Here is a 23,880-nt window from a genome sequence, read left to right as displayed (position 1 = left end):
ACTTACATCAGAACAAAAACCAAGACCATTGGCCGTGCAAATTTGAGGTAAGTGTAACTTCAGCGGTATCACTGCCGGAGGACCGAATGTCCCAATTAGAGACCTTTTACGAAGTCATGCGGCGACAGGGGATTACCCGTCGCAGTTTCCTGAAGTATTGTAGCCTGACGGCTGCTGCATTAGGCCTGGGCCCTGCGTTTGCACCGCGTATTGCCAATGCCATGGAAACCAAGGAACGTACCCCTGTGCTGTGGCTGCACGGACTGGAATGTACCTGTTGTTCTGAATCCTTTATTCGCTCTGCGCACCCTTTGGTGAAAGACGTTGTACTGTCGATGATCTCACTGGATTACGACGATACGCTAATGGCGTCAGCAGGCCATCAGGCCGAAGCGATTCTTGAAGAGACTATGCAGAAGTACAAGGGTAAGTACATCCTTGCCGTAGAAGGTAATCCGCCGCTCAATGAAGACGGCATGTTCTGTATTGTTGGCGGTAAGCCATTCCTTGACCAGCTTAAGCACGCTGCTAAAGACGCGGCGGCCATCATTGCCTGGGGCTCATGTGCCTCATGGGGCTGCGTTCAGGCCGCTCGTCCAAACCCCACTCAGGCGGTTCCTATTCATAAAGTGATTAAAGATAAACCCATCATTAAAGTACCGGGTTGTCCGCCCATTGCAGAGGTAATGACCGGCGTAATCACCTATATGCTGACTTTCGGCAAAGTACCGGAACTGGACCGTCAGGGTCGTCCGAAGATGTTCTACAGCCAGCGAATCCACGATAAATGTTACCGCCGTCCGCACTTTGATGCAGGCCAGTTTGTTGAACAGTGGGATGACGAGGGCGCACGTAAAGGCTATTGCCTGTACAAAGTAGGGTGTAAAGGGCCAACCACTTATAACGCCTGTTCGACCGTTCGCTGGAACGAAGGCACGTCCTTCCCAATCCAGGCAGGCCACGGTTGTATCGGCTGTTCAGAAGATGGGTTCTGGGACAAAGGTTCCTTCTATGACCGTCTGACTGACATTAACCAGTTCGGTATCGAATCGAACGCTGATGAAGTAGGCACTGCCGTTGCTGGCGGTGTAGGTGCAGCGATTGCTGCCCATGCTGCCGTTAGTGCGGTGAAACGCGCGCAGCATAAGGGAGAACAAGAATAATGAACACGCCGTTAAATTCTAAATTACTCGACAGCTCAGGCCGCCGTATTGTGGTGGATCCGGTGACCCGTATTGAAGGTCACATGCGCTGCGAAGTAAACGTTGATGATAATAATATTATCCGCAATGCAGTATCTACCGGTACCATGTGGCGCGGGCTGGAAGTGATTTTAAAAGGCCGTGACCCGCGTGATGCCTGGGCATTTGTTGAACGTATTTGTGGGGTATGTACCGGTTGCCACGCACTCACAAGTGTTCGCGCCGTAGAAGATGCGCTGGGCATCGACATTCCGTTAAATGCGCACCTTATTCGTCATCTGATGGATAAGACCCTGAATATCCACGATCACGTGGTGCACTTTTATCATCTGCATGCGCTGGACTGGGTGAACCCGGTTAATGCGCTGAAAGCCGATCCGAAAGCTACCTCTGCCCTACAGCAGAAAATATCGTCGTCACATCCATTATCCAGTCCGGGTTATTTCCGCGACGTACAAACCCGTATCAAGAAGTTTATCGAGAGCGGCCAGCTGGGGTTATTTGCCAATGGCTACTGGAGCAACCCGGCTTATAAACTGCCGCCTGAAGCGGATTTGATGGCGGTGGCGCACTACCTTGAAGCGCTGGATATGCAAAAAGAGATCGTTAAGATCCACACTATTTTCGGCGGTAAGAACCCACACCCTAACTTTATGGTTGGCGGTGTGCCATGTGCGATTAACCTCGACGGTACAGGCTCATCGGGCGCACCGGTTAATATGACCAGCCTTAACTTTGTGCTGGAGCGTATTCGCGAAGCAGAAGCCTTCATTAAAAACGTTTACATTCCGGACGTGATCGCCATTGCCACGCTTTATAAAGACTGGCTGTACGGCGGCGGTCTGGCAGCTTCTAACGTGCTGAGTTATGGCACGCATACAGTGGTACCGGGCGATAAATCCACCGACCTCATCCCGGCTGGCGCGATTATTAATGGCAACTGGGACGAGATACACCCGGTGGATGTGCGTAATCCGGATGAAATTCAGGAGTTCGTGGATCACAGCTGGTATCAGTATGCCAACGGCGCTAAAGGCCTGCACCCCTGGGACGGTGAAACCGAAGCGAAATTTGAACTGGGGCCAAACTTTAAAGGCACCAAAACGAATATTAAAGAGCTTGATGAAAGTGCTAAGTACAGCTGGATCAAATCACCACGCTGGAAAGGCCATGCCATGGAAGTGGGCCCGCTATCACGTTATATCGTAGCGTATGCTTCTGGCAAAGAGTACGTTCAGGAGCAGGTTGACCGCTCACTGTCGGCGTTTAATCAGGCTACCGGCATGGACCTGGGCTTAAAGCAATTCCTGCCTTCAACCCTGGGCCGCACCCTGGCGCGGGCGCTGGATTCTGAACTGTGTGTCGACTCGATGCTGGATGACTGGCATCAGTTGGTCAATAACATTAAAAACGGTGATACCTCTACCGCCAACGTGGAAAAATGGGATCCGAAAACCTGGCCTAAAGAGGCTAAAGGTGTTGGCACCAACGAAGCGCCGCGCGGTGCACTGGGTCACTGGATTAAGATTAAAGACGGTAAAATTGAAAACTACCAGGCGGTGGTACCAACTACCTGGAATGGTTCTCCACGTGATTCAGAAGGCAATATCGGCGCGTTTGAAGCATCACTGCTCAATACGCCCATGGAGCGCCCTGATGAGCCGGTTGAAATCCTGCGAACTTTACACAGCTTTGACCCGTGTCTGGCCTGTTCCACACACGTAATGAGTGAAGATGGTCAGGAACTGACTAAAGTGAAAATTCGTTAAGAGAGCACCCAGGTGCTCTCTCTGGAGACTCAATTATGTCTACGTCAGTGAAAAGCAAAGCTGTTGAGAGAAGTCAGCTTACGGATAACCATCACAGTGGTGACGAGAAGGTTATCACCCGCCGTCAAACAGCGGTCTATGTTTACGAGGCGCCAGTGCGCTTATGGCACTGGATAACGGTGTTTTCCATCATCACGCTGTGCGTGACGGGGTATTTTATCGGCCAGCCTTTACCCACCTTGCCGGGTGAAGCCAGCGATAATTTCCTGATGGGTTACATTCGTTTTGCCCACTTTGCCGCGGCTTACGTGGTAACCGTGGGCTTTATCGGCCGGTTGTACTGGGCGCTGGTGGGTAACCATCATTCCCGTGAACTGTTCTTTCCGAAGTTTTTCGTCAAAGCCTGGTGGAAAGAGGTATGGCACGAGGTGCGCTGGTATCTGTTTATGGAAAAGACGCCCAAGAAGTACATCGGTCATAATCCGCTGGCGCAACTGGGCATGTTCTTTTTCTTTATCCTCGGCATGATCTTTATGATCTTCACCGGCTTTGCGCTTTACAGTGAAGGTGCCGGGCAGGGCAGCTGGCAGGATACGTTATTTGGCTGGGTGATCCCGCTGTTTGGCCAGAGTCAGGATGTACATACCTGGCATCGCCTGGGCATGTGGTATCTGATCACCTTTATTATGATCCATGTCTATGTGGCAATTCGTGAAGACATCATGTCACGCCAAAGCCTGATCTCCACCATGATCAGCGGCTGGCGGATGTTTAAGGACGATAAGCCGGATTAAGGCTCCTCAGAGGGATGCAGGCAATTGTTGACCCCGCCTGCGTCCCTTTTTTCTTTAACCTATTTTGATTACTTTTCTGAGCAACCGGATGACAGCCTTCAACCTCAATGTTAGCAGCCATTGCCTGAGTAGTCGCAAGCCTGAACATCCCGGTATATTCCTCGAGCGTTGTTATCTTAAACCGCTGAATATCAGCCAGTCTGAGCTGGCCCGACTGTTGAACATATCCCGCCGACGTGTACACGAAATTATCAAAGGCCAACGCGCAATCTCTGCTGATACGGCTATCAGGCTGGCCCAACACTTTCAGACAACGCCCATGTTTTGGCTGGAAAAACAACAGCTTTGGGAGCTGTACGATGCCAGCCGCCGATTCGCTAAAGGGGGTGGTAAGTAACTTTCCGTTTGATGGATAGTTTTGTTATATTTATTTCCTTCTTTTTAGTGTGGTTACTTGTAACGCCCCCCGTGACACCCCGCCATACGGCGCTTCCTGATTTTTTACTAAGTTGGCATGCAACTTGATGTATGTAAATGAAATGTAATTAGCGCTAGCGCCAGAGAATCTGAGTTTTACCACCGTGCAAAATCGAATGAATGAAAAGCAAATACTTATTTTAGGCATTGGCAATGTTTTATGGGCCGATGAGGGGTTTGGCGTGCGCTGTGTTGAGGCGCTGAACCAGGATTACCAATTTGGCGAAAACGTAAAGATCATGGATGGCGGTACCCAGGGCATTTATCTGGTACAGCACGTTCAGGAAGCCGATGTGCTGGTGGTGTTCGACGCTATTGATTACGGCCTGGCACCAGGCACCTTAAAAACTATCTATAACGACGAAGTGCCTAAATTTATGGGTGCTAAACAGATGAGCCTGCATCAGACCGGTTTTCAGGAAGTCTTAGCCATGGCCGAGTTTACCGGTAACTATCCGGCAGATTTATTGCTGGTGGGGTGTCAGCCGGTAGAACTGGAAGACTTTGGCGGCAGTTTGCGCGAGGAAGTAAAGGCGCAGGTACAACCCGCTATCGACATCGCGCTCGACTATCTGACGCAGTTTGGTATTTCTGCGCAGCGAAACGCGGGAACGGCGCAGGCATTGGCTCCGGGTCAGTTAAACCTGAGCGACTATGAACAGGGCCGTCCGGATGAGCAGGCAGCGTGCCGCACCGGTGATAGCCGGGTTATCGGTAGTGCTGCAGCAGGGGAAAGTACTAAGTAATGTGTATTGGCGTGCCATTTCAGGTTATTCAGACCGACAGCCACAAGGCTTACTGTCAGCGCGGTGCAGAGCAGCGCTGGATTGATACCTCGCTGGTGGGCGATGTAGTGCCTGGTGACTGGTTGTTAGTCTTTTTAGACGCTGCCCGGGAAGTGCTGACTGAAGCGCGGGCACAACAGGTGGAAGAGGCCGTCAGCGCAATTGAACGGGTGATGTCCGGCCAAAGTGTCGACCTCGACGATTGCTTTAAGGATCTGGTCGAACGCGAGCCACAATTGCCAGACCATTTAAAACCGCTTTTAAAATAACACAAGATAAGAGAACACTATGAACTCACCGCTGATCAATCGTCTTATCGACGAGTTAGGTTACCCCCTTCTCGACGATGATAATTTCGAGACATTTATCCAGCAAACACCGCTTAGCGTGTTGTTTCTAACCGAAGATCCCAAACGCTTTCCGGAAAGCCTGGACGTAGCCGTGATCCTGCCAGAACTGATCAAACAGTTTCCTCAGCTTACCCCGGCGGTGGTATCTGAAGATATTCAAACTGCCTGTCGAGGCCGTTATAACTTTATGGCGTGGCCGGCACTGGTATTTCTTAAGCATGGCCAGTATCTCGACGCCATTACCAAAGTGCAGAACTGGGATGATTATGTACACGAAATCAATCGAATCCTGACTTTAGAACCCCGCCCGGATCCGGGTATCGGTATACCGGTGGTGTTTAATCCGGTTAGCAAAAGTTGCGGGCAATAGGGGAATAGTATGCGTGATAACAGTATAAACATCGTTAATGTCCCAATCGGGCCGGGCAGTCAGTCAGAAGGTGACATGGTGCTTGATTACATGAAGATGCCGTCGGAAATGAACACTTATGATATGCCATCGTTTCCGGAAGAAAGTGAGCTGGAACGTTGTCCCCAGGCCATGAGTATCCTCGCCGATATCCAGCTTATGCTTGGGCAAATCAACGAAAACGGTCAGAGCAGCATTATGACGCTTACCGAGTTACCTGAGGCCGATTTAAATCTGCTTAATCAAATCCTTGGTGAGGGCGAGGTGAGCGTTCTGATTGATGGCGATAAGCCGGTCAGAATTCAGGAAACGGTAATGGCCGGTATCTGGCGTTTGCGGACCTTTGACGAGCAGGGCAACGTGACAGCCGAAGCTATTGAGGTGGCAGAGATCCCCGAATGTGTGAAAGACCAGGCATTTGCCACTAAGGTGGATTTACCCGCCCGAATCGCCAGCCTGCCGGAAGGGCTGTTGAATGCGCCTTCGGTACTGGTAGAAATTGCGGATACCTCTGCAGACTACCAGCGCGACCCGGGGATGGCTTCGCATGTAATAAACCTGTCCTTGTTACCTTTTTCGCCTGAAGACCACTACAGCCTGACCGAAACCACCGGTACCGGCAGTGTCACCATTTTGTCCCGCGGATACGGTAACTGCCGGATCACTTCGACTCAGGTGGAAGGCTTATGGCGCGTGCAGTATTACAACAGTACCGACCAACTTATCCTGGACACCCTGGAAATTGTGGCCATTCCTGCCGTGGCTTGCGCAGCCCCTGAGGATCTGGCCGATTCAGCGGTCCGACTGTCTGAAATTCGCGATGCGTTGGTATAGGAAGGCAGAATGAGTTTTCAGGGCTTTGAGGGCAGTTATTTAGGTGATGCCAGCCGGATTGATAAGCAGGCCAGACTGGAATGCAAAATATGCTGGTATGTTTACGACCCGGCGGAAGGTGATGAGGTCTGGCAGATCCCACCAGGCACGGCGTTTGTCGACCTGCCTGACCACTGGCGGTGTCCGGAATGCGATGGTGACCGCGATCAGTTTATGGTGATAGAGGACTAACAGTGTCAAACGGTACAGCAGTTGTTGCTTTCTATGAATCGGTCGCCCGCAAAATGGCAGGCCTGCCGGTGTACAATAATAAGCTCGCAGTGGATGCGACGAAATTTTTGTCATGGGAAGACAATTGGCTGGGCATCATCGTTACGCCCTGGTGTATGAATATTGTGTTGCTCCCGGGCGAGACGTCTCATTATAACGCTCAGCAGGTTGGCGCTAAATTTCGTCAGAAGTTACCCTCCGGCCAATACGAGTTTATTCGTGCTTATGCCGGGGAATGTGGCGATTTTGCCACTTGCTCGGTGTTTTCACCGATGTTTGAGTTTTCATCACAGAACATAGCTATGGAAACCGCGCAGGAAGTACTGGCAGCGTTGTTTGATGCCGAAAACGTTACGCCTTCAGAACGTCATCAAAGCTACACGGTTCACAGCGAAATGCGTCAGGCTGTAGAGCTTGAGGCCCAGGCTTGTGATGCAGAAAGTGAACAGCAAGTGGTCGATGAAGAGGCACCAGAAGTGAGTCGCCGGGCCTTCCTGACAGGCAGCTTTGCGCGGCGAGAGGACAGCAGACCATGAATATTGCTGCGGAACTGGCGGCCGGAAGTAAAGCACATAACACAGCGGCGAATCCGCTTACCGGTGGCATAAAGGTTACCGTTTGTTATAACCGTGACCACATCAAAGCCGTTGAGATCAACAATACCCGCCCGTTTGCCGTTACCCGCCTGTTCAGGGAAAAGCCGGTTGATCGGGTGTTGGCGATGATGCCATCACTCTTTTATATTTGCGGGATGGGGCAGTTAATCGCCGCGCTAAGGGCCGTAGAGAGCGCCGCGGGCATTACCGAAACGTCGGTCATAAAGCAAGCGCGGGATACATTGTTATTTGCTGAGTCTTTGCGGGAGCAGGTGTTTAGCTGGGTGACCAACTGGGCGCCACAACATAAATCCAGAATGAGCCATGTGGTGGACTGGTTTAATCAGTGCCGTAAGCAACTTGACTGGAGTTTAACCCTGTCCTCGGCAACAACCGGAGAGGCGTGGTGTCGGCCTGCGCTTGAGCAATTGGCCCGGCAACTGGAAGAAGTTGTTAAACCGCTATTGCCCGCCAAGCGGGAAGGCGCCTCGTTAGCAACGATGGGGGTGTCTGCCGGGGTATGTCAGTTGTTGAAAGCCTGCGGTGAATACCCGTTAGGACTGGCCGCAAAAACGTTAAACTTAAGTGAGTCACAACAGCTGATGGCAACATTGGCAGCCCTGAATGCTGCTGAGGCGGAGCAGTTTTGTCACCAGCCTACCATTAGCGGAGTGCCGGCCGAAACCGGCAGTTGGGCACGGCAAAACATTGAAGCCAGAGGATTTTTAATTGAAAGTCGCCTGCGCTCGCTTTACCGTGAAATAACTACAGCGCCAATGAGGTTCAGATCAATTATCCGTCAGCAACAGTTTAGCCAGACAGAGGGCACCGGCGTGCGCGGCTGCTCGGTAGTCGAGACGGCCAGAGGAACGCTGCTACATAAAGTGGCGCTGGATAATCGAAATCACGTGGCTAAGTACCAGATTATTGCTCCCACTGAGTGGAATTTTCATCCCCAGGGGAGTCTCAAAACCATGCTGGAAGGGTTATATTTACCCTGGGAGCAGGTAACACCGGTGGCGGAAACCCTGATAAAGCTTCTCGACCCTTGTGTGTCGTGGCAGTTGGAGTTAGTCCATGCATGAGATGTCTATTGCCGAAGGGATCCTGCAGGTATTAGAAGAACAGGCAGTGAGCCAGTCGTTTGAAAAAGTCAAAGCGGTGTGGGTCGAAATTGGCCCGCTCGCCACCATCGAAGCCGACGCATTAACGTTTTGTTTCGATGCTGTAATAAGAGGAAGTCTGGCCGAAGGCGCCAGCCTGCACATTATAAAAATGCCGGGAAAAGCCTTCTGTTTGCAGTGTCTGGATACCGTCCCGGTCACGCAACGCTATGACAGTTGCCCTGTTTGTGGCAGTTATCACTTACAGATAACGCAGGGTGAAGAAATGAGAATAAAAGAACTAGAGGTGGCATAAACATGTGTACGGTTTGCGGTTGTTCAGAAGGTGAAGTTAAGATAGAAGGGCATGAGGGGCACGCCCACGGGCATAGCCATGATCACACTCATAGTCACGACCATTCACACGCTCACAGTCATGAAGACCAGCATGATCACAGCGGCATTGAAAGTGATGGCGATAATATTCATTTCGGCAAAGGTCCGGCTCATGCCCATGTGGCAGGCCTCAGCCAAAGCCGAATGGTGCAAATTGAGCAGGATATTCTGGGTAAAAATAACCAGTATGCCGCGCAAAACCGGGTACGCTTTGAACAGCAGTCGTTGTTTGTGCTCAACCTGGTATCAAGCCCGGGATCAGGCAAAACCACCTTACTGACTGAAACCATTAATCACATTAAAGACCGTTACACTGTAGGCGTAATTGAAGGCGATCAACAAACGGCCAATGACGCAGACCGCATCCGCGAAACCGGCGTTCAGGCTATTCAGATCAATACCGGCAAAGGTTGTCACCTCGACGCGCACATGGTCGGTCATGCCATGGAGAACTTTTCCGGGATGACCGGTGGCGTGCTGTTTATCGAGAATGTCGGTAACCTGGTGTGCCCGGCTTCGTTTGATTTGGGCGAGGCGGCAAAAGTGTCGATTCTCTCGGTCACCGAAGGCGAAGATAAACCGCTCAAGTATCCGGATATGTTTCATGCGTCAGAATTAATGATCCTGAATAAAACTGACCTGCTGCCGTACCTGGATTTTGATGTCGAGAAATGCATTGAGTACGCTAAACGGGTCAATCCGGAAATCCGTATTATTCAGCTGTCAGCCAAAAGCGGCGAAGGCATGCAGGAGTGGCTTGATTGGATCAACACCAAGCGGGCAGCCATCATTGAATCGCGTATTCATCTTTTGCAACAACAGGTAGAGCAGTTTAAGGCAATCTTATAATGACCACATCTCAACGTCCTATTGTGTTATGCGTTGATGATGAAGTCCGTTCGCTTGAAACTCTTGAGCGAACTCTGGATGAAGAGTTTGACGTATTAACTGCCAATAGCGCCGACCTGGCGCTGGAATTACTGGAAAGCCATGACGTGCAGGTGATCCTGTGCGATCAGCGCATGCCGGATCGTACCGGTGTGGAATTGCTAACCGAAGTGCGGGATCGCTGGCCTCAGGTCGCCCGCCTTATTTTGTCTGGCTATACCGATTCAGAAGACATTATCAAAGGCCTCAACGAAGCAGGTATTTTGCAGTACATCACCAAACCCTGGCACCCGGAAAGTCTGTTAATGATTATCCGCAGTGCGTGCCGGATGTGCGCCTTACAGAGTGAGAATGCACTGCTGAATATGGAGATGCGTCTTACCGAAGAGCAGGCCGAGCAGCAGGTTAGTGAGAAAAAAGCCCATCTGCGCAATAGCTTTCAGCTTGAAGAGATAAAACGCCATGCGCAAAGCCCGCTGAATAAAGTCTGTGACCAGGTCAGCAAAATTGCGCCTTATGATGTCTCGGTGCTGATCACTGGCCCATCCGGTGCGGGTAAGGAGCTTTTTGCCCGGGCGCTGCATTACAACAGCTTGCGTTCAGACCGCCCGTTTGTGGTAGAAAACTGCGGTGCCATGCCTGATGAACTGCTGGCATCTGAATTGTTTGGCCATAAAAAAGGCTCGTTTACCGGCGCGATCACCGACCATGTGGGCCTGTTCGAACAGGCCGACGGCGGCACTATTTTTCTGGATGAGATTGGTGAGATCAGCCCTGCATTTCAGGTTAAGTTGTTGCGGGTGCTGCAGGAGCGAGAAATTCGCCGCCTGGGCGAGCAACAACGCCGCAAAGTTAATGTGCGGGTAGTGGCTTCCACAAACCGGGACCTTGAAGAGGAAGTGCGCGCTGGCCGGTTCCGACAAGATCTTTATTTTCGTTTAGCCGAAGTCACCCTGGAGCTGCCGGCATTGTCTCGCCGTACGATAGATATTCCGGTACTGGCGAACAGCTTTTTACAAACCGCCATGCATCAGTTCGACAAGCCGGTAAAAGGCTTTAGTGAAGAAGCCATCGCTTGTATGAAACGCTACAGCTGGCCGGGTAACGTGCGTGAATTACAAAATGAGGTGCGCCGCATGCTGGTAATGTGTGAAGGCGAATGGCTGACCGCCGACCTGCTGAATCCGCGAGTCCTGAGAGCGGCGCCTGGCGGTGAGGATGAAGACATTGATATGTTTGCTGGCCTTGAAGGCACGCTAAAAGAAAAGGTCGAGCTGCTGGAAAAACGCATTCTGCGCGAAACGTTGATCCGCCATCGCTGGAATAAAAGCAGCGCATCACTGGAGCTGGGTTTGTCTCGGGTAGGATTGCGCTCCAAGTTGGAACGCTACGAGCTTGAGAAATCCGGCGACTCAGAAACCAGTAAACAGCATTAAGGGGAATATCAGTATGTGTTTAGGGATCCCCGGCCAGATTGTCGCAATAAGCGATGAGGCCATGCAAACCGGCATTGTTCAGGTTTCCGGTGTTAAACGCGAAGCTAATTTGAGTTGTGTGGTGCCTACTGATGGTAACCTGCAATCTTTAGTGGGTAGCTGGGCGCTGGTGCATGTGGGCTTTGCCATGAGCATTATCGATGAGGAAGAGGCCCGGCGAACGCTGGAAATTCTGGCTGAGATTGGTGAGTTACAGGAAGAACTCGACGCCATGCAGCAGGGTGCGCAGGGATAATCGTGATGAGCGAGTCTACCGATAACCAGTCTGTTCTGTCGGCATTGTACCCCTTTACCGGCCAGGCTCCGGCTGTTAAACCTAGTGATAACGACGAGTTAGCCAGCGCCCTGGTAGCCTCTGTTCAGGCTAAAGGGCGTGACAGTATTGCCGTGAAGCAGGCTTTTTTTGACCTTCACAGTGAAGCCTTGCTTGCGGCCGCAAAACGCATTGCAGCCACTTACGCACAACAGGGAAAACTGTTAACCGCGGGCAATGGCGGTTCTTCCTGTGATGCTGCGCATCTGGCTGTAGAGTTTATGCACCCGGTTACTACCGGTCGCAAGGCGCTGCCAGCTATCAACTTATCTCAGGATACCGCGATGATGACGGCAGTGAGTAATGATGTGGGCACCGAACATGTCATCACCCGGCAGTTATCCGCGCTGGCCAATTATGGTGATACGCTGGTGGTGTTCTCCACCAGTGGCAACTCAGCCAACTTAATTGAAGCCTGTAAAAAAGCCCGGGCCATGGATTTAAGCGTGATTGCCTTTACTGGCCGAACCGGTGGTGAGCTGCAACGACAACAGCTCACCGATGTTTGTATTACCGTACCCAGCGACAGTATTCACCGCATTCAGGAGTGTCACCTGGCCTGTTATCACATTTTATGGGATCTGGTGCACAGCCTGCTGGCTGACAGCCGGTTGTCTCAGGAGAAGAAATAATGAAGTTTGTAGATGAGTTTCGCGATCCCCAAATGGCCAGACGCGTGCTTGAGCGCATCCATGCCGTGGTAGAGGAAATCCCCACGACCGCCCAACGCCCGTTACAAATAATGGAAGTATGCGGAGGTCATACGCACTCAATCTTTCGCTACGGACTGGAAGAGTTATTACCCGATAAGATTGAAATGGTGCACGGTCCTGGCTGCCCGGTTTGTGTATTGCCGATGGGAAGAGTAGACGATTGCGTTGCCATTGCTGAACAGCCTGATGTGATATTTACGACCTTTGGTGATGCCATGCGTGTGCCAGGCTCGAAGAAAAGCCTGCAGCAGGCCAATTCTGATGGCTGTGATGTACGTATGGTTTATTCCCCTATGGATGCACTGGATATTGCCCGAAGAAATCCGCATAAAAACGTGGTGTTTTTCGGACTGGGTTTTGAAACCACCATGCCGAGCACGGCGTTAACGCTACTGCAGGCAGATAGAGAAGGCATTACGAACTTCTCGCTGTTCTGCAACCACATCACCATCATTCCTACCATCAAGGCGATTCTGGACTCTCCGGATATGGTTATAGATGGCTTTTTAGGGCCCGGTCATGTATCGATGGTAATTGGTAAAGCGCCTTATGATTTTATTGCCAGTCATTACAAACGCCCGCTGGTGATAGCCGGTTTTGAGCCGTTGGATATTCTGCAGTCCATGCTGATGGTGGTAGAGCAAATCCGCGATGGCAAGGCGCTGGTGGAAAATCAGTACAAACGAATTGTGCCAGAGCAGGGTAACAATAACGCCCTGAAAGCTGTTGGTGAGGTGTTTGAGCTTCGCGAATTCTTTGAGTGGCGGGGCCTGGGCTCTATTGACCATTCCGGCGTGCGTATTCGTGAAAAATACGCACGATTTGATGCTGAACGCTTATTTGCCGTAGAGCCAGCTCATGTGGCCGACCCTAAAGCCTGCCAGTGTGGCGAAGTACTTAAGGGCGTGCTCAAACCCTGGGAGTGCAAACTGTTTGGCGAGCAGTGCAACCCCGAAACGCCCATCGGCGCGTTAATGGTATCGACCGAGGGCGCCTGTTCAGCCTATTACAGCTACGGCAAAATCGACGTAAAACAAGCCGTTTAACTAACCGAGTAAGCAGTATGAATAAACCTAAACGGACCCTGCGGGCCAAAACCATCACCATGGCTCATGGCGCAGGCGGCAAAGCCATGCGCGATCTGATTGAAGATGTTTTTGTGGGGACCTTCGCTAACCCCGACCTTGAGCAACTGGAAGATCAAGCTCGTTTTGAACTGGCTGAACTAATGCAAAGTGGCGCACAACTGGCGTTTACCACCGATTCTTACGTGGTCGACCCCGTAGAATTTCCAGGCGGCGACATTGGCTCGCTGGCGGTAAATGGTACGGTAAATGATATTGCTGTGTCTGGCGCGATCCCAAAGTATTTGTCCTGCGGTATGATTTTAGAGGAAGGGCTCGATGTTGAGCTACTGCGACGCGTGGTTGCCTCAATGAAAGCCGCCGCTGATAAGGCCGGAGTGACTATCGTCACCGGCGACACCAAAGTGGTACCTAAAGGCAAAGGCGATAAAATTTTTATCAATACCAGTGGCATTGGGGTGATCCCTGAAGGCGTTGATATTTCAGCGGCTAACTGCCGGGTAGGCGACAAAATTATTGTGAATGGCCTGATAGGCGATCATGGCGCGGCAATACTAAATGCCCGTGGTGATCTGGCGCTCGATGTGACGCTGGAAACCGACTGCCAGGCGTTAAATGAGTTAGTCCAAACCATGTTGAAAGTGTGTCCGGACGTTCACGCCATTCGTGATGCCTCCCGGGGCGGTGTCGCTACGGTTTTATGTGAATTCGCTGAGTCATCCGCCGTCAGTATTCGTTTGCAGGAAGAACAGATCCCGGTAAGAGATACCGTGCGCGGTGTCTGCGAGATCCTGGGGCTCGATGCACTGTACTTTGCAAATGAAGGTAAACTTGTTGCAGCGGTTCCGGCCGATAAAGCTGAGGCGGTGCTTGCGGCGATGCGCAATCATCCGGCCGGGAAAGATTCAGCCATTATTGGTGAAGTCATTGAATCGAACTATAACCGGGTGCTGGTGAAAACTCACTTTGGCGGAGAGCGCATCCTGGATATGCTGGTGGGCGAGCAACTGCCGCGGATTTGCTAGCGCTGACATAATTTTTTGTTAGCTGTGTGTTTGTTCGTAGCTCTCCAACAATTTATAAGCAACGGACTGTTGTTCCAAACTTAAAATGGTTGTTTCTGATACAGAGCGCACCAGCCGGTACTCTTGTTCTTTTTTGATGATTCCCCGATTGGCGATCTTAAGAAAGTCTCTGAATGCCTTATTATGCATCGTGGTGAGAGAAGGTAGACCGCTCTCCTTCATTTTAAGATTCAACTTGTTCTGTTGATCCTGGCGCATTAAAGCAGACAGTTCTAATGCGTCGTTAGCTGCCAGCCTTACAGAAGATAAAGATCCTTTTAACAGGTTCTGTTTAGCAAAAATATCCATGGCTGATGGTTGTCCCTTTTCAAAAACAAGGGCTGTAAACTCAGCGAGAATTTCTTTTTCTGTTTTCATATCAGTACCGAAAGACGGTTTGAAAAGGCTCATAGAAAAAGGCTGACTCACTCATCCCTGAACGCCTTACATATTAATTAATCATAATAGCTTACAGCAATAATCCGGGAAGGTGCTATTGGGATAATGAAGGTTGTGCTGACTTTTAGTGTGTTAGTGCTGCATCAAATGAAGCCATCGGTTTTAATAACGCAAAAAAGGAGCCGACCCTAAGATCGGCTCCCGCCCATGGCATTCAATAGTTGGTGTGGGTCACCTAAATTGAAAACAACGATACTCCCATCATTGCAATTACCAGCCCAATGACTCTGTTTGCAGAAGGGATGCTGCGCGAGACCAGTTTCGACACAGCAAAGCCCGCCGCTACCAGTGTGGCGCTGGTAACGAGGAAACCTGAAGCAAACAGATAAGGGACGGAGCCGGCGGTCTCGAGACCATGGGCAAAACCGTGAAACATTGCAAAACAAGCAGCCAGGCTAACCGCCAGGCCCTGAGTTACGTTCTTACGTGTGGCAATAAGTAAGCCGGTGATTACAGATGTCAGGACGATGCCCGTTTCCATAAACGAAAAGCTGAAACCTGCTAAGCCTAATGAGAAACCACCAATCAATAATGCAAAAAATGCGGCAAGCATGGCTTTGCATTGTTTACCTGCAAAACCTGACGCCCAGTAGCCCATCGCTACCATGGCAATAAGGTGATCAATTCCCATCATAGGGTGTGACAAACCAGCCAAAAATGCATTCTGAACCGTTTCGTGACCAGTATGTGCAAAGGCCGGTGCTGTGGTAGCAAGTGTAAGTAGAAGGCCGCTGGTTATTTTTTGTGTACGTGTCATGTTTTTACCTTACTGCGAAATCGAACAGTTATTAGTGTGTTGTTGCTGGTATAAATGTCTAACAACAACTTTATTGTAATGGCTACTGCTTTAGCATTTCCTGAATTTGCAAAACGGGTGCCAAACTAAAATTTACCGATTAAATTATTTTAAGTCTATGAAATTTAGCTGTTTTGTTGTTTTTGTACTGAACGGGGGGAAGCTGGGTGACTGGTAACTTGCTTGCCAGTTAGCTGGTAATTGGCAACTTCCTGTGCGTAGCGTAAAGGGCTGTTATTACTTATTTATTACCTGTACAGCTCTCTAATGGACAAACTGTCTAATGGATAAAATGAATATTACCTAACTCTGCCTGAAGATAGCGCTTAAACTCCGCTGCTTTGCGAGCGGGAAAAACAAAACCCGGGGGATTTCCCGGTGTTGTTGGATTATAGGGGAGGGAAAAATAGCAATGCTCATTCGTGGTTTCTAATGCCACCCGCGTAACTTTGTGGGCCGGTATTGAAGTTGAGCCAAACTGAATTTGACCATTGTTAAACGTTACATACTTTACCGGGTCCTTTACCGTGCTGTCTGGCATGGATTTGCACCACTTCACTATCCAAACCAGGTTAAAAGCACCCAGCATCAGCAACAGATTTACTTCTTGTATCACTATCCAGAGTATCAAGCCCGCACTGAGGGCGGCCAGGGCAGCGTGCATTAATGTTTTTTTGTTGATGGGATTGGATGAAGTCATTAATAAAGTCCGTTTTCACAAATGCTTGTTGGTAATAGTGACCTGTTCTGGCGCTAACGCAACACTTGGCTATACTTATAACGAATTGGAGCCAGAATAAGCAATCTTTTATTCCCTCATTGTAAAGCTCTACAACTGTTTCTCTGTGCACTCAGTTGATCGATGCCTGGAACTTAGCCAAAAGGATAAGACAATTCCCCTCTATCTGTGTACGAAATATCTTACAAAGCTGTGAGATATTGTAGATTCTTGTCTGTGCTAAAAACGTCGCTTAATTTTTAAGGTATTGAAAAATAATAATTAAATTTATTTTTGTCAGTCTTAATCGGCAACTTTGACGAGAAAATATCCCAGAGTGGATTAGCGTTCCTCAGTCATAAGCGTACTATGAACGTGTCACAAGGAAACACGACGAGTCAGGAAGACACACGGATGAACTTGGGATTGCTCAGGATGAGTAAGACAGGGTAAGGAACTCTGTTTAAGGATAAAGGACCGGTCGGGAAGGCCGAAAAGGACAACTCCGGGATGGAGAATGCTGTAGCAGGATGTACAGCTTATACAGGAATAATGGAAAGGGACCTGTTCAGGGAGAACAGCTCACGCAGGATGATGTGAGAAAAGAAGGAAAGGGGCGTATACGGATTTTAATCGGGAAGATTTTAGTCGCAAGGGATCGCTGAGAAGGAAACTCAAAATTCAGAGAAAACGATGACTTCGGTCATCGTTTTTTTATGCCTGCCGAAAAACGCCCTGTATTTATAACAGGCCGTCGTCTCTCATAAATTAGATAAAATCCTGTGTCTAACCCTGCCTGGTTATATTATCATCCCAGTTAAAACTAACCATATGAATCCTGACCATGGCAGACCGAGCAAAGACCGCTGAAGTGTATCGCTACCAGACCGTCAGTGCACAGCAACTGGAAGAAGAGAGTGCGCTGCCAACCGAGTGTGCCCTGGCTATTAGCTATAACGACATTAGTTATGCGGTGATGATGGTTAGCCCCGATGACGTGAAGGATTTTGTGGTTGGATTTAGCCTGACTCAGGGCGTTATTGATTCGCCGGGCCAGTTTCGTAGCATCAATGTGACCTTTGACGGCGAGCAGGGGGTTGCTGATGTGCAGCTTAGTCCTCGTGCCCAGTGGCAACTGAAGTCTTATCAACGCCGCCTGGCTGGCAGTTCGGGCTGCGGTATCTGCGGTACAGATGCGCTGAAATCAGCGTTACCTGAACTTTCCAAATTACCGGATGCGCCCTTGCCTGAAGTGTGTGCCTTTACCAACCTTCGTCATCGTATCCGTGAATATCAACAGGCTCTGCATTCAGGTGGCGCCCAGCATGCCGCATTTTTTGTGACTAACGAGGGTCGCATCACATTGTGCCGTGAAGATATTGGCCGCCACAATGCCATGGACAAACTGATAGGTGCGCTGGCTTTATCCGACACCCCCTTAACGAATGGTTTTATGGTGCTGACCAGTCGTTGCGGGCTGGAGTTGGTGCAAAAGGCTATTCGTGTTGGTCTGCCAACCCTGGTTACCTTATCTGCCCCTACGACTATGGCTGTGGAGTGGGCTAAACGGTATCAGCTTAACTTAATCCACTTACCCCACCACAGCGCCCCCAGGGTGTACCATAGCTAGCTCAGTAGCCGGTAATGCAGGCTAGTTTTGAGAAACCGGGATGCGGTTATCAGGCTGTGCTTTTATCAGTTTAATAGCAATGTATTTGGAAGTGGGCGTGAATGACTCATCGCCATAACTCTCCAGTGGTACCAGACCGTTGGCTTCCGGAAAATAAGCCGCGGCCTGTCCCTGAGGAATATCGTAAGCCACCAGGGTGAAACCTTCCACGCGACGTTCTCTGCCATCATGCCACAGGGAAATCATGTCGACCTTATTGCCTTCGCTAAAGCCCAGCCGGTTAATGTCCTTCGGATTAACGAACACCACATAGCGCTGGCCAAATACGCCCCGATAGCGGTCATCCAGGCCATAGACCGTGGTGTTGTACTGATCGTGGGAGCGCAATGTTTGCAAAATAAGATCCGGCGTTTCTCCGGCAGGTAATTGTGCAGAGAGCAGCTGCCCGGGTAATGGATTGGCAGCAAACCCGGCTTTCTGGTCGGCCGTGCGCCACGTTCTCTCAGATGCCGGGTTAGGTAAGTGAAATCCGCCCGGTTGGGTTAACTTCTCGTTAAAGCCGGTAAAGCCGGGGATCGTATCGGCAATCAACTCGCGGATGCGGCTGTAATCGTTAATCAGCGCGTCCCAGTCTACCGGGTGATTGCCCAGCACAGCTTTAGCCATACCGGCCACAATAGCTGGCTCTGAACGTAACAGCGCTGAACCCGGCGGCAGTTGCCCGTAGGAAATATGTACCATCGAAAAGGTATCTTCTACCGTCACGCCCTGGGGCTGGCCGCCCTGAATATCCGCTTCGGTGCGACCCAGGCAAGGCAAAATAAGTGCGGCCTTACCAGTAATTAAATGTGAGCGATTGAGTTTGGTGCTGATGTGTACCGTAAGGTCGCATTGCTTAAGCGCTGCATGAGTACGCGGTGTGTCCGGGGTGGCCTGAGCAAAGTTGCCGCCCATGCCAATAAAGACTTTGGCGCGCCCCTGTTCCATGGCCTGAATAGCCTGAACCACGTTGTGGCCTGGCTCACGGGGGACTGAAAAGTTAAAGCGTTCCTCCAGGGCATCGAGCAACCATTGCGGTGGCTTTTCATCAATACCCATGGTTCTGTCGCCCTGCACATTACTGTGGCCTCGTACCGGCGATAAGCCGGCACCCGGTTTACCCACATTGCCGCGCAAGAGTTGGACGTTAATAATTTCCTGGATGATAGCAACCGAGTGCTTATGCTGAGTGATCCCCATAGCCCAGCACATAATCACCCGGTCAGCCCGGCAATACATACTGGCCGCCAGGTAAATATCGTCTTTGCTGAGCCCAGACTGTTCAACAATGTCTTGCCAGGAAGTGGCATCAACCAGAGCCAGATAATCATCAATGCCGTTGGTATGGCGGGCAATAAAATCGTTATCAAATATCGCCGGACGGTTATTGGCCTGGGCTTCTCTTTCCCATTCCAAAAGGCATTTGGCAATCCCGCGCATGACCGCCATATCGCCGCCTAAGGCCGGGCGGAAATACGCTGTGTTAGTGGGGGCATCGCCATTGGTTAGCATTTCCAGCGGATGTTGCGGATGCTGAAAACGTTCCAGACCGCGCTCTTTCAGCGGATTAAAGCAAACCACCTGAGCGCCTCGTTCAACGGCCTCCCGTAACGGTTCAAGCATACGAGGATGATTGGTGCCCGGGTTCTGGCCCAATACAAATATCGCATCGGCTTTGGCAAAGTCGTCGAATACCACGGTGCCTTTGCCTACGCCCACCGACTGTTTCATGGCATGGCCACTGGCTTCGTGACACATATTGGAGCAGTCAGGAAAATTATTGGTTCCAAATGCACGTACAAATAGCTGATACAGGTACGCTGCTTCGTTACTGGTACGCCCGGAGGTGTAAAATTCAGCCTGATCGGGACTGGCCAGCTGTTTGAGATGTTGCGCTATCAAAGCAAAGGCATCATCCCAGCTAATCTCTGTATATTTATCCGTTGCCGGATCGTACTGCATGGGGTGGGATAACCGGCCCTGGTCTTCCAGCCAGTAATCGCTGTGCTCTAAAAGTTTAGATACGGTATAACGCGCAAAAAATGCTGGCCCTACCTGACGACCTGAGGATTCCCAGTTAACCGCTTTAGCGCCGTTTTCGCAAAACTTAACCAGGCCATTTTCCGGTGATTCACCCCAGGCACAGCCCGGGCAATCAAAACCATGGTCCTGATTGGTTTTGAGCATAGCGCGCAGGTTTTTCAGCGGCTTTTCGCTGGCAATCCAGCTTTTGGTGACACTTTTTAATGCACCCCAGCCACCGGCGGGGGCGGTGTATTTCTGAACAGACTTATCAGCCATTGCACTTCCTGATCCTGCCTGGTTCCAGGCCCGGCAGTTTTATTGTGTTCTATAGGTCACAGTAAAGCAGAAGTGGACAAAGGTAAGCAAACACATATCCGTCAGTCCTGTATCTTTTTACGACTAGCGTCATTCTCGTAGTGCAAATTCCAGCGTGCAGTCTGAGTCCAGCAGATAAGATTGCAATGGCGTCAGCCGAATAAAGGTCAGGGCACTTATCTGATCCCGGGTATATTCTCTGCTCACTTCGAAATACTGAGAACTGTAATCTGCCCCGGTTGCTCGCAATTCAACATAGGGACGCTGGCGAAACAGCCAGGTGCCGGTGGCATGCTGCTTTTGGAAAGTATCAGTAATGGTCCCCTTGAACTGGTAAGTACCATCGTCTTGTAAAGTCAGCGTGATGTCCGTATCACAACCTGAGGTGATAAAAGCGCGGGCAATATCGGCTTTGCGTAAACCCTGTTTTGGGCCCTCAAGTGAATATAAAAACAATGCGGCTGAATCTTTGGTATACCAGTGATTCCCTTCTGTCATGGCTTGTTGGCGTGAAATTGCAAAGCCTTTGGCCCTGGTGACCTGCTCAATGTGAGTGAGCAGTGCCGGTTCTGATAATACTAAAGAATAGAGTATGGTGTTCTGCTCTATGGTGGTCGGGAATTCAAAGTTGTTGGATTGCACGGCAAATTCTTTGTTGCCTAACGCTTCCTCCAGCGATTCCCGTTCTTGCGGGGTAAGGTATTTTGCGTAAAGGTAAACCGTTGGCTGATGCGCACAGGCCAACAGTGCAGTGCAACACACTACTAAGCTAAAAACTCTGAACACCGTTGTTACCATTATTGACAATAGAGTAATGCTACACAGTATCAGTTTGTTTTAATAAATAAAACATGAGGTTAGGTTACTGCTTCCGGTGAGTTATGCAATACAGTTTCGAGGGCGTGCTGCATAATCGGGCCAATTGGTGCCGGATTACCCTTCCAGTTTTCTGGTCGGTATGGGGGAAGTTGTATCAAAGTTGTTGTACTTTTGGGTTTTAGAGAAGATGCTTTTATCGTGATAGCATTTGCTTAATTTACATTTAGAGCTGATATGGTCATTCTGTCGAAATTGTTGTTAGCCGCGCTTTTATTATTGCCATCCGTTGCATTTGGCCATGGTGTGGATGAAAGCACCCAGTCGTTTTTACAACAAAATGAAGGCCTGCAGTTTTTCCCCTTTATGTATATCGGGGCTAAGCATATGTTTACCGGCTATGATCACCTGTTATTTTTGTTCGGCGTGCTGTTCTTTTTATACCGTGGGCGAGAAGTGCTGCTGTATATCTCCATGTTTACCCTGGGTCACAGTATAACGCTGCTCACTGGTGTGCTGGCCGATATACAGGTGAATGCTTATATAATTGACGCCATCATTGGCTTTTCCGTGTTGTATAAAGGGTTTGATAACCTCGGCGGTTTTAAACGGTTTTTTGGCCGGCAACCAGACACGCGGGCAGCGGTGTTGATTTTTGGTTTATTCCATGGTTTTGGATTAGCGACCAAATTACAGGTATTTGAACTCTCCGGTGACAGCCTCTGGCTTAATTTACTGGCATTTAATCTGGGCGTGGAAATCGGTCAGATCATGGCGTTATTACTGATGCTGATAATTATTAATGCCTGGCGAAACTCGGCCTCATTCGTTAAATTTTCAACTATTACCAATTCGTTTTTGATGAGTGCGGGCATGATGTTAATCGGCTATCAACTCACCGGCTATTTTATTGGTTAAGGCAGGTAATATGTCCCAGGTTCCCCATTCGTTAAGCCGTAAGCAATTAATTATCGCGTTTTTCTCTGCGTTTGGTATTGCCGTTATTACCCTGATTTTGTTTATTTTACCGGCAGAATATAACGTCGATCCAACGGGTATTGGTAAATCACTAGGTTTAACTGCGCTGGCAGGGGAGCAACCTGCTAATCCGGTCTCGCCAGACCCAGCAAGGGAAAGTGCATTCGAACTGGTTGAGTTTACGGTACCAGCGGGTAAAGGCGTCGAATACAAACTAGCCATGCAACAGTATGCCAAACTCACCTATGAATGGGTGAGTTACGGCGGCGAGTTATATTTCGATTTACACGGTGAACCGGAGGGCGATACCTCAGGCTACTTCGAGAGTTATGCCGAAGCCACCACCTATGAAATGAAAGGTAGCTTCACCACTCCTTTTACAGGCTCCCATGGCTGGTATTTTAAAAACAACGGCGCCAATAACGTCACCGTAAAGCTGATGATAAAAGGGGATTACACCATCATCGGACTCAAGTAATAGGCCTGGCTACCTGCATCTCTCCAACACTGGCTATGGCCGACAGTACTCGCGCCTTATCGAACATCGGAAACGACAATATCACTTCGTCAACACCAGTGGCCGCGACAAACCGGTTAAGCTGCTGCTCGGCACTTTGCTTATCGCCAACAACTGCGTAGCGCAATGTACTGTTGATACCATGAATTTCCATCTCGTTTAATTCAAGGCGAATATCCTCAACCGGCGGTGGCATAGGCTTGTTGGCGTTACGACGCAGGTTAGCAAACTGTTGCTGAACCGAGGTAAACAACTGTTTTGCATGTTCTTCGCTATCGCCGATGATTGCCATTACACCCGCCGATACATAAGGTTCGGCCAGTTGCGCAGAGGGTTTAAAGTTTGCCCGGTAGATGCTGATGGCATCGCCGAGCATATCGGGCGCGAAGTGCGATGCAAAAGAAAACGGCAATCCCATGTGGGCAGCAAGCTGAGCTGAATATAAGCTGGAACCGAGTAACCAAATAGGCACATTAGTACCGGCGCCGGGAACAGCAATAGGCTTTTGGCCTTCTGCAGGTGTGCCCAGCAGTCGCTGAAGCTCAGCGACATCCTCAGGGTAGCGCTCGGCATCGCCCTGAATATCGCGACGCAGCGCGCGAGCGGTGGCCATATCAGTACCCGGAGCCCGGCCTAAACCTAAATCTACCCGGTCAGGATAAAGTTCGGCAAGGGTGCCAAATTGTTCGGCAATCACCAGTGGCGCATGATTGGGCAGCATGACGCCACCTGAGCCAATACGAATACGGTTGGTTACTGCGCCCACACTTGATAACAATACCGCCGTTGCGGCACTGGCCACAGCCCGCATACCATGGTGTTCAGCCAGCCAGTAACGGGTAAAGCCGGCTTGCTCAGCCGTTTGTGCGATGGCCTGACTGCGCAGCAGAGCGTCGCGTACGGAGCTGCCTTGGGCGACATGGGCGAGGTCGAGAATCGACAGGGGCAAGGATTCAGTCATGAAAATACCTGTTAGTTTGCATACCAAGTATTATTGGGATGACGCAGCGAATCAAAAGGGCGATTCGACTAGCTGCATAACA

The 23,880-nt window shown here is 50.2% G+C and carries 27 protein-coding genes; 21 read left to right on the top strand and 6 right to left on the bottom strand.

Annotation, left to right across the window (positions count from 1 at the left end; genetic code table 11):
• Positions 1-86: 86 nt before the first annotated feature.
• The 18 genes from D9T21_RS07135 to hypE all read left to right on the top strand — a co-directional run bounded on the left by D9T21_RS07135 (position 87) and on the right by hypE (position 14,505).
• Positions 87-1,163 (top strand): hydrogenase small subunit, encoded by a 1,077-nt coding sequence (locus D9T21_RS07135; RefSeq protein WP_020745478.1) that lies wholly within the window; start codon positions 87-89, stop codon positions 1,161-1,163.
• Positions 1,163-2,971: a nickel-dependent hydrogenase large subunit gene (locus tag D9T21_RS07130; protein ID WP_020745479.1), complete on the top strand. Its 1,809-nt coding sequence runs from the start codon at positions 1,163-1,165 to the stop codon at positions 2,969-2,971. The genes D9T21_RS07135 and D9T21_RS07130 overlap by 1 nt, the downstream gene beginning before the upstream one ends.
• A gap of 35 nt (positions 2,972-3,006) precedes the next feature.
• Positions 3,007-3,765, top strand: a complete 759-nt coding sequence (gene cybH / locus D9T21_RS07125; protein ID WP_071978378.1) for a Ni/Fe-hydrogenase, b-type cytochrome subunit — start codon at positions 3,007-3,009, stop codon at positions 3,763-3,765.
• An 88-nt stretch (positions 3,766-3,853) separates the two neighbouring features.
• The gene (locus D9T21_RS07120) at positions 3,854-4,162 is read left to right on the top strand and encodes a HigA family addiction module antitoxin (RefSeq protein ID WP_123324353.1); all 309 of its coding nucleotides are present in this window, start codon (positions 3,854-3,856) and stop codon (positions 4,160-4,162) included.
• Between the two features lie 196 nt (positions 4,163-4,358).
• Positions 4,359-4,988: a HyaD/HybD family hydrogenase maturation endopeptidase gene (locus D9T21_RS07115; protein ID WP_123324352.1), complete on the top strand. Its 630-nt coding sequence runs from the start codon at positions 4,359-4,361 to the stop codon at positions 4,986-4,988.
• Positions 4,988-5,296, top strand: coding sequence for a HypC/HybG/HupF family hydrogenase formation chaperone (locus D9T21_RS07110; RefSeq protein WP_123324351.1), 309 nt, complete (start codon positions 4,988-4,990; stop codon positions 5,294-5,296). The genes D9T21_RS07115 and D9T21_RS07110 overlap by 1 nt, the downstream gene beginning before the upstream one ends.
• A gap of 19 nt (positions 5,297-5,315) precedes the next feature.
• Entirely contained in the window at positions 5,316-5,747 is a 432-nt protein-coding gene (locus D9T21_RS07105) for a thioredoxin domain-containing protein (RefSeq protein WP_123324350.1), read from the top strand.
• Positions 5,748-5,756: 9 nt separating this feature from the next.
• Positions 5,757-6,620, top strand: a complete 864-nt coding sequence (locus D9T21_RS07100) for a hydrogenase expression/formation protein (RefSeq protein ID WP_123324349.1) — start codon at positions 5,757-5,759, stop codon at positions 6,618-6,620.
• Positions 6,621-6,629: 9 nt separating this feature from the next.
• Positions 6,630-6,851 (top strand): rubredoxin, encoded by a 222-nt coding sequence (locus D9T21_RS07095; RefSeq protein ID WP_071978380.1) that lies wholly within the window; start codon positions 6,630-6,632, stop codon positions 6,849-6,851.
• Positions 6,852-6,853: 2 nt separating this feature from the next.
• The gene (gene hybE / locus D9T21_RS07090; RefSeq protein ID WP_123324348.1) at positions 6,854-7,426 is read left to right on the top strand and encodes a [NiFe]-hydrogenase assembly chaperone HybE; all 573 of its coding nucleotides are present in this window, start codon (positions 6,854-6,856) and stop codon (positions 7,424-7,426) included.
• Entirely contained in the window at positions 7,423-8,571 is a 1,149-nt protein-coding gene (locus D9T21_RS07085; RefSeq protein ID WP_123324347.1) for a nickel-dependent hydrogenase large subunit, read from the top strand. The genes hybE and D9T21_RS07085 overlap by 4 nt, the downstream gene beginning before the upstream one ends.
• Positions 8,564-8,905 carry a hydrogenase maturation nickel metallochaperone HypA gene (hypA, locus tag D9T21_RS07080; protein WP_020745489.1) on the top strand — a complete coding sequence of 114 codons (342 nt, stop codon included), beginning with the start codon at positions 8,564-8,566 and terminating at the stop codon, positions 8,903-8,905. The genes D9T21_RS07085 and hypA overlap by 8 nt, the downstream gene beginning before the upstream one ends.
• 2 nt (positions 8,906-8,907) lie before the next feature.
• Entirely contained in the window at positions 8,908-9,834 is a 927-nt protein-coding gene (gene hypB / locus D9T21_RS07075) for a hydrogenase nickel incorporation protein HypB (protein ID WP_123324346.1), read from the top strand.
• Positions 9,834-11,309: a sigma-54-dependent transcriptional regulator gene (locus tag D9T21_RS07070; RefSeq protein WP_123324345.1), complete on the top strand. Its 1,476-nt coding sequence runs from the start codon at positions 9,834-9,836 to the stop codon at positions 11,307-11,309. Before hypB ends, D9T21_RS07070 begins: the two co-directional genes overlap by 1 nt.
• Before the next feature lie 13 nt (positions 11,310-11,322).
• Positions 11,323-11,604 carry a HypC/HybG/HupF family hydrogenase formation chaperone gene (locus tag D9T21_RS07065; protein WP_123324344.1) on the top strand — a complete coding sequence of 94 codons (282 nt, stop codon included), beginning with the start codon at positions 11,323-11,325 and terminating at the stop codon, positions 11,602-11,604.
• 5 nt (positions 11,605-11,609) lie between these two features.
• On the top strand, positions 11,610-12,314 hold the full coding sequence (locus tag D9T21_RS07060; protein ID WP_123324343.1) for a D-sedoheptulose-7-phosphate isomerase: 705 nt from the start codon (positions 11,610-11,612) through the stop codon (positions 12,312-12,314).
• Positions 12,314-13,441 (top strand): hydrogenase formation protein HypD, encoded by a 1,128-nt coding sequence (gene hypD / locus D9T21_RS07055; protein WP_123324342.1) that lies wholly within the window; start codon positions 12,314-12,316, stop codon positions 13,439-13,441. The genes D9T21_RS07060 and hypD overlap by 1 nt, the downstream gene beginning before the upstream one ends.
• 17 nt (positions 13,442-13,458) lie before the next feature.
• Positions 13,459-14,505 (top strand): hydrogenase expression/formation protein HypE, encoded by a 1,047-nt coding sequence (hypE, locus tag D9T21_RS07050; RefSeq protein WP_123324341.1) that lies wholly within the window; start codon positions 13,459-13,461, stop codon positions 14,503-14,505.
• 18 nt (positions 14,506-14,523) lie between these two features.
• Here the strand turns inward: hypE and D9T21_RS07045 are convergent, their stop codons facing one another.
• The 3 genes from D9T21_RS07045 to D9T21_RS07035 form a co-directional block, all read right to left on the bottom strand.
• Positions 14,524-14,973: a hypothetical protein gene (locus D9T21_RS07045; RefSeq protein ID WP_164464603.1), complete on the bottom strand. Its 450-nt coding sequence runs from the start codon at positions 14,971-14,973 to the stop codon at positions 14,524-14,526.
• A 205-nt stretch (positions 14,974-15,178) separates the two neighbouring features.
• Positions 15,179-15,760 (bottom strand): HupE/UreJ family protein, encoded by a 582-nt coding sequence (locus D9T21_RS07040; protein WP_123324339.1) that lies wholly within the window; start codon positions 15,758-15,760, stop codon positions 15,179-15,181.
• Between the two features lie 319 nt (positions 15,761-16,079).
• Complete coding sequence (locus D9T21_RS07035; protein WP_123324338.1) at positions 16,080-16,499, bottom strand: hypothetical protein; 420 nt, start codon at positions 16,497-16,499, stop codon at positions 16,080-16,082.
• An 862-nt stretch (positions 16,500-17,361) separates the two neighbouring features.
• Between D9T21_RS07035 and D9T21_RS07030 the strand changes: the two genes are divergently transcribed.
• Positions 17,362-18,147, top strand: a complete 786-nt coding sequence (locus D9T21_RS07030; protein WP_123324337.1) for a formate dehydrogenase accessory sulfurtransferase FdhD — start codon at positions 17,362-17,364, stop codon at positions 18,145-18,147.
• Positions 18,148-18,168: 21 nt separating this feature from the next.
• On the opposite strand, the gene D9T21_RS07025 is transcribed toward D9T21_RS07030, so the two are convergent.
• Positions 18,169-20,487, bottom strand: coding sequence for an FdhF/YdeP family oxidoreductase (locus tag D9T21_RS07025; RefSeq protein ID WP_123324336.1), 2,319 nt, complete (start codon positions 20,485-20,487; stop codon positions 18,169-18,171).
• 129 nt (positions 20,488-20,616) lie between these two features.
• Positions 20,617-21,312 (bottom strand): hypothetical protein, encoded by a 696-nt coding sequence (locus D9T21_RS07020; RefSeq protein ID WP_164464602.1) that lies wholly within the window; start codon positions 21,310-21,312, stop codon positions 20,617-20,619.
• A 267-nt stretch (positions 21,313-21,579) separates the two neighbouring features.
• Here D9T21_RS07020 and D9T21_RS07015 point away from each other — a divergent pair, with 267 nt between their 5' ends.
• Positions 21,580-22,260 carry a HupE/UreJ family protein gene (locus D9T21_RS07015; protein WP_123324334.1) on the top strand — a complete coding sequence of 227 codons (681 nt, stop codon included), beginning with the start codon at positions 21,580-21,582 and terminating at the stop codon, positions 22,258-22,260.
• A 10-nt stretch (positions 22,261-22,270) separates the two neighbouring features.
• Positions 22,271-22,798: a hypothetical protein gene (locus D9T21_RS07010; RefSeq protein ID WP_123324333.1), complete on the top strand. Its 528-nt coding sequence runs from the start codon at positions 22,271-22,273 to the stop codon at positions 22,796-22,798.
• Here the strand turns inward: D9T21_RS07010 and D9T21_RS07005 are convergent.
• Positions 22,791-23,798, bottom strand: coding sequence for an LLM class flavin-dependent oxidoreductase (locus tag D9T21_RS07005; protein ID WP_123324332.1), 1,008 nt, complete (start codon positions 23,796-23,798; stop codon positions 22,791-22,793). The two genes, D9T21_RS07010 and D9T21_RS07005, sit on opposite strands and share 8 nt — an antisense overlap.
• Between the last annotated feature and the right edge of the window lie 82 nt (positions 23,799-23,880).

Origin of the sequence: Marisediminitalea oceani (assembly GCF_003731635.1) — a bacterium.
GTDB classification, from domain to species: Bacteria; Pseudomonadota; Gammaproteobacteria; order Enterobacterales; family Alteromonadaceae; genus Alteromonas; species Alteromonas oceani.
The sequence above is the reverse complement of the archived record's forward strand: the minus strand, read 5'-3'. Positions and strand labels throughout refer to the sequence as shown.

Bases quoted from the DNA above. Each gene is read 5' to 3' on its own strand.
- D9T21_RS07135 (WP_020745478.1), top strand. From the start codon at position 87: ATGTCCCAATTAGAGACCTTTTACGAAGTCATGCGGCGACAGGGGATT.
- D9T21_RS07130 (WP_020745479.1), top strand. From the start codon at position 1,163: ATGAACACGCCGTTAAATTCTAAATTACTCGACAGCTCAGGCCGCCGT.
- cybH (WP_071978378.1), top strand. From the start codon at position 3,007: ATGTCTACGTCAGTGAAAAGCAAAGCTGTTGAGAGAAGTCAGCTTACG.
- D9T21_RS07120 (WP_123324353.1), top strand. From the start codon at position 3,854: ATGACAGCCTTCAACCTCAATGTTAGCAGCCATTGCCTGAGTAGTCGC.
- D9T21_RS07115 (WP_123324352.1), top strand. From the start codon at position 4,359: ATGAATGAAAAGCAAATACTTATTTTAGGCATTGGCAATGTTTTATGG.
- D9T21_RS07110 (WP_123324351.1), top strand. From the start codon at position 4,988: ATGTGTATTGGCGTGCCATTTCAGGTTATTCAGACCGACAGCCACAAG.
- D9T21_RS07105 (WP_123324350.1), top strand. From the start codon at position 5,316: ATGAACTCACCGCTGATCAATCGTCTTATCGACGAGTTAGGTTACCCC.
- D9T21_RS07100 (WP_123324349.1), top strand. From the start codon at position 5,757: ATGCGTGATAACAGTATAAACATCGTTAATGTCCCAATCGGGCCGGGC.
- D9T21_RS07095 (WP_071978380.1), top strand. From the start codon at position 6,630: ATGAGTTTTCAGGGCTTTGAGGGCAGTTATTTAGGTGATGCCAGCCGG.
- D9T21_RS07085 (WP_123324347.1), top strand. From the start codon at position 7,423: ATGAATATTGCTGCGGAACTGGCGGCCGGAAGTAAAGCACATAACACA.
- hypA (WP_020745489.1), top strand. From the start codon at position 8,564: ATGCATGAGATGTCTATTGCCGAAGGGATCCTGCAGGTATTAGAAGAA.
- hypB (WP_123324346.1), top strand. From the start codon at position 8,908: ATGTGTACGGTTTGCGGTTGTTCAGAAGGTGAAGTTAAGATAGAAGGG.
- D9T21_RS07070 (WP_123324345.1), top strand. From the start codon at position 9,834: ATGACCACATCTCAACGTCCTATTGTGTTATGCGTTGATGATGAAGTC.
- D9T21_RS07065 (WP_123324344.1), top strand. From the start codon at position 11,323: ATGTGTTTAGGGATCCCCGGCCAGATTGTCGCAATAAGCGATGAGGCC.
- D9T21_RS07060 (WP_123324343.1), top strand. From the start codon at position 11,610: ATGAGCGAGTCTACCGATAACCAGTCTGTTCTGTCGGCATTGTACCCC.
- hypD (WP_123324342.1), top strand. From the start codon at position 12,314: ATGAAGTTTGTAGATGAGTTTCGCGATCCCCAAATGGCCAGACGCGTG.
- hypE (WP_123324341.1), top strand. From the start codon at position 13,459: ATGAATAAACCTAAACGGACCCTGCGGGCCAAAACCATCACCATGGCT.
- D9T21_RS07040 (WP_123324339.1), bottom strand. From the start codon at position 15,760: ATGACACGTACACAAAAAATAACCAGCGGCCTTCTACTTACACTTGCT.
- D9T21_RS07035 (WP_123324338.1), bottom strand. From the start codon at position 16,499: ATGACTTCATCCAATCCCATCAACAAAAAAACATTAATGCACGCTGCC.
- D9T21_RS07030 (WP_123324337.1), top strand. From the start codon at position 17,362: ATGGCAGACCGAGCAAAGACCGCTGAAGTGTATCGCTACCAGACCGTC.
- D9T21_RS07025 (WP_123324336.1), bottom strand. From the start codon at position 20,487: ATGGCTGATAAGTCTGTTCAGAAATACACCGCCCCCGCCGGTGGCTGG.
- D9T21_RS07015 (WP_123324334.1), top strand. From the start codon at position 21,580: ATGGTCATTCTGTCGAAATTGTTGTTAGCCGCGCTTTTATTATTGCCA.
- D9T21_RS07010 (WP_123324333.1), top strand. From the start codon at position 22,271: ATGTCCCAGGTTCCCCATTCGTTAAGCCGTAAGCAATTAATTATCGCG.
- D9T21_RS07005 (WP_123324332.1), bottom strand. From the start codon at position 23,798: ATGACTGAATCCTTGCCCCTGTCGATTCTCGACCTCGCCCATGTCGCC.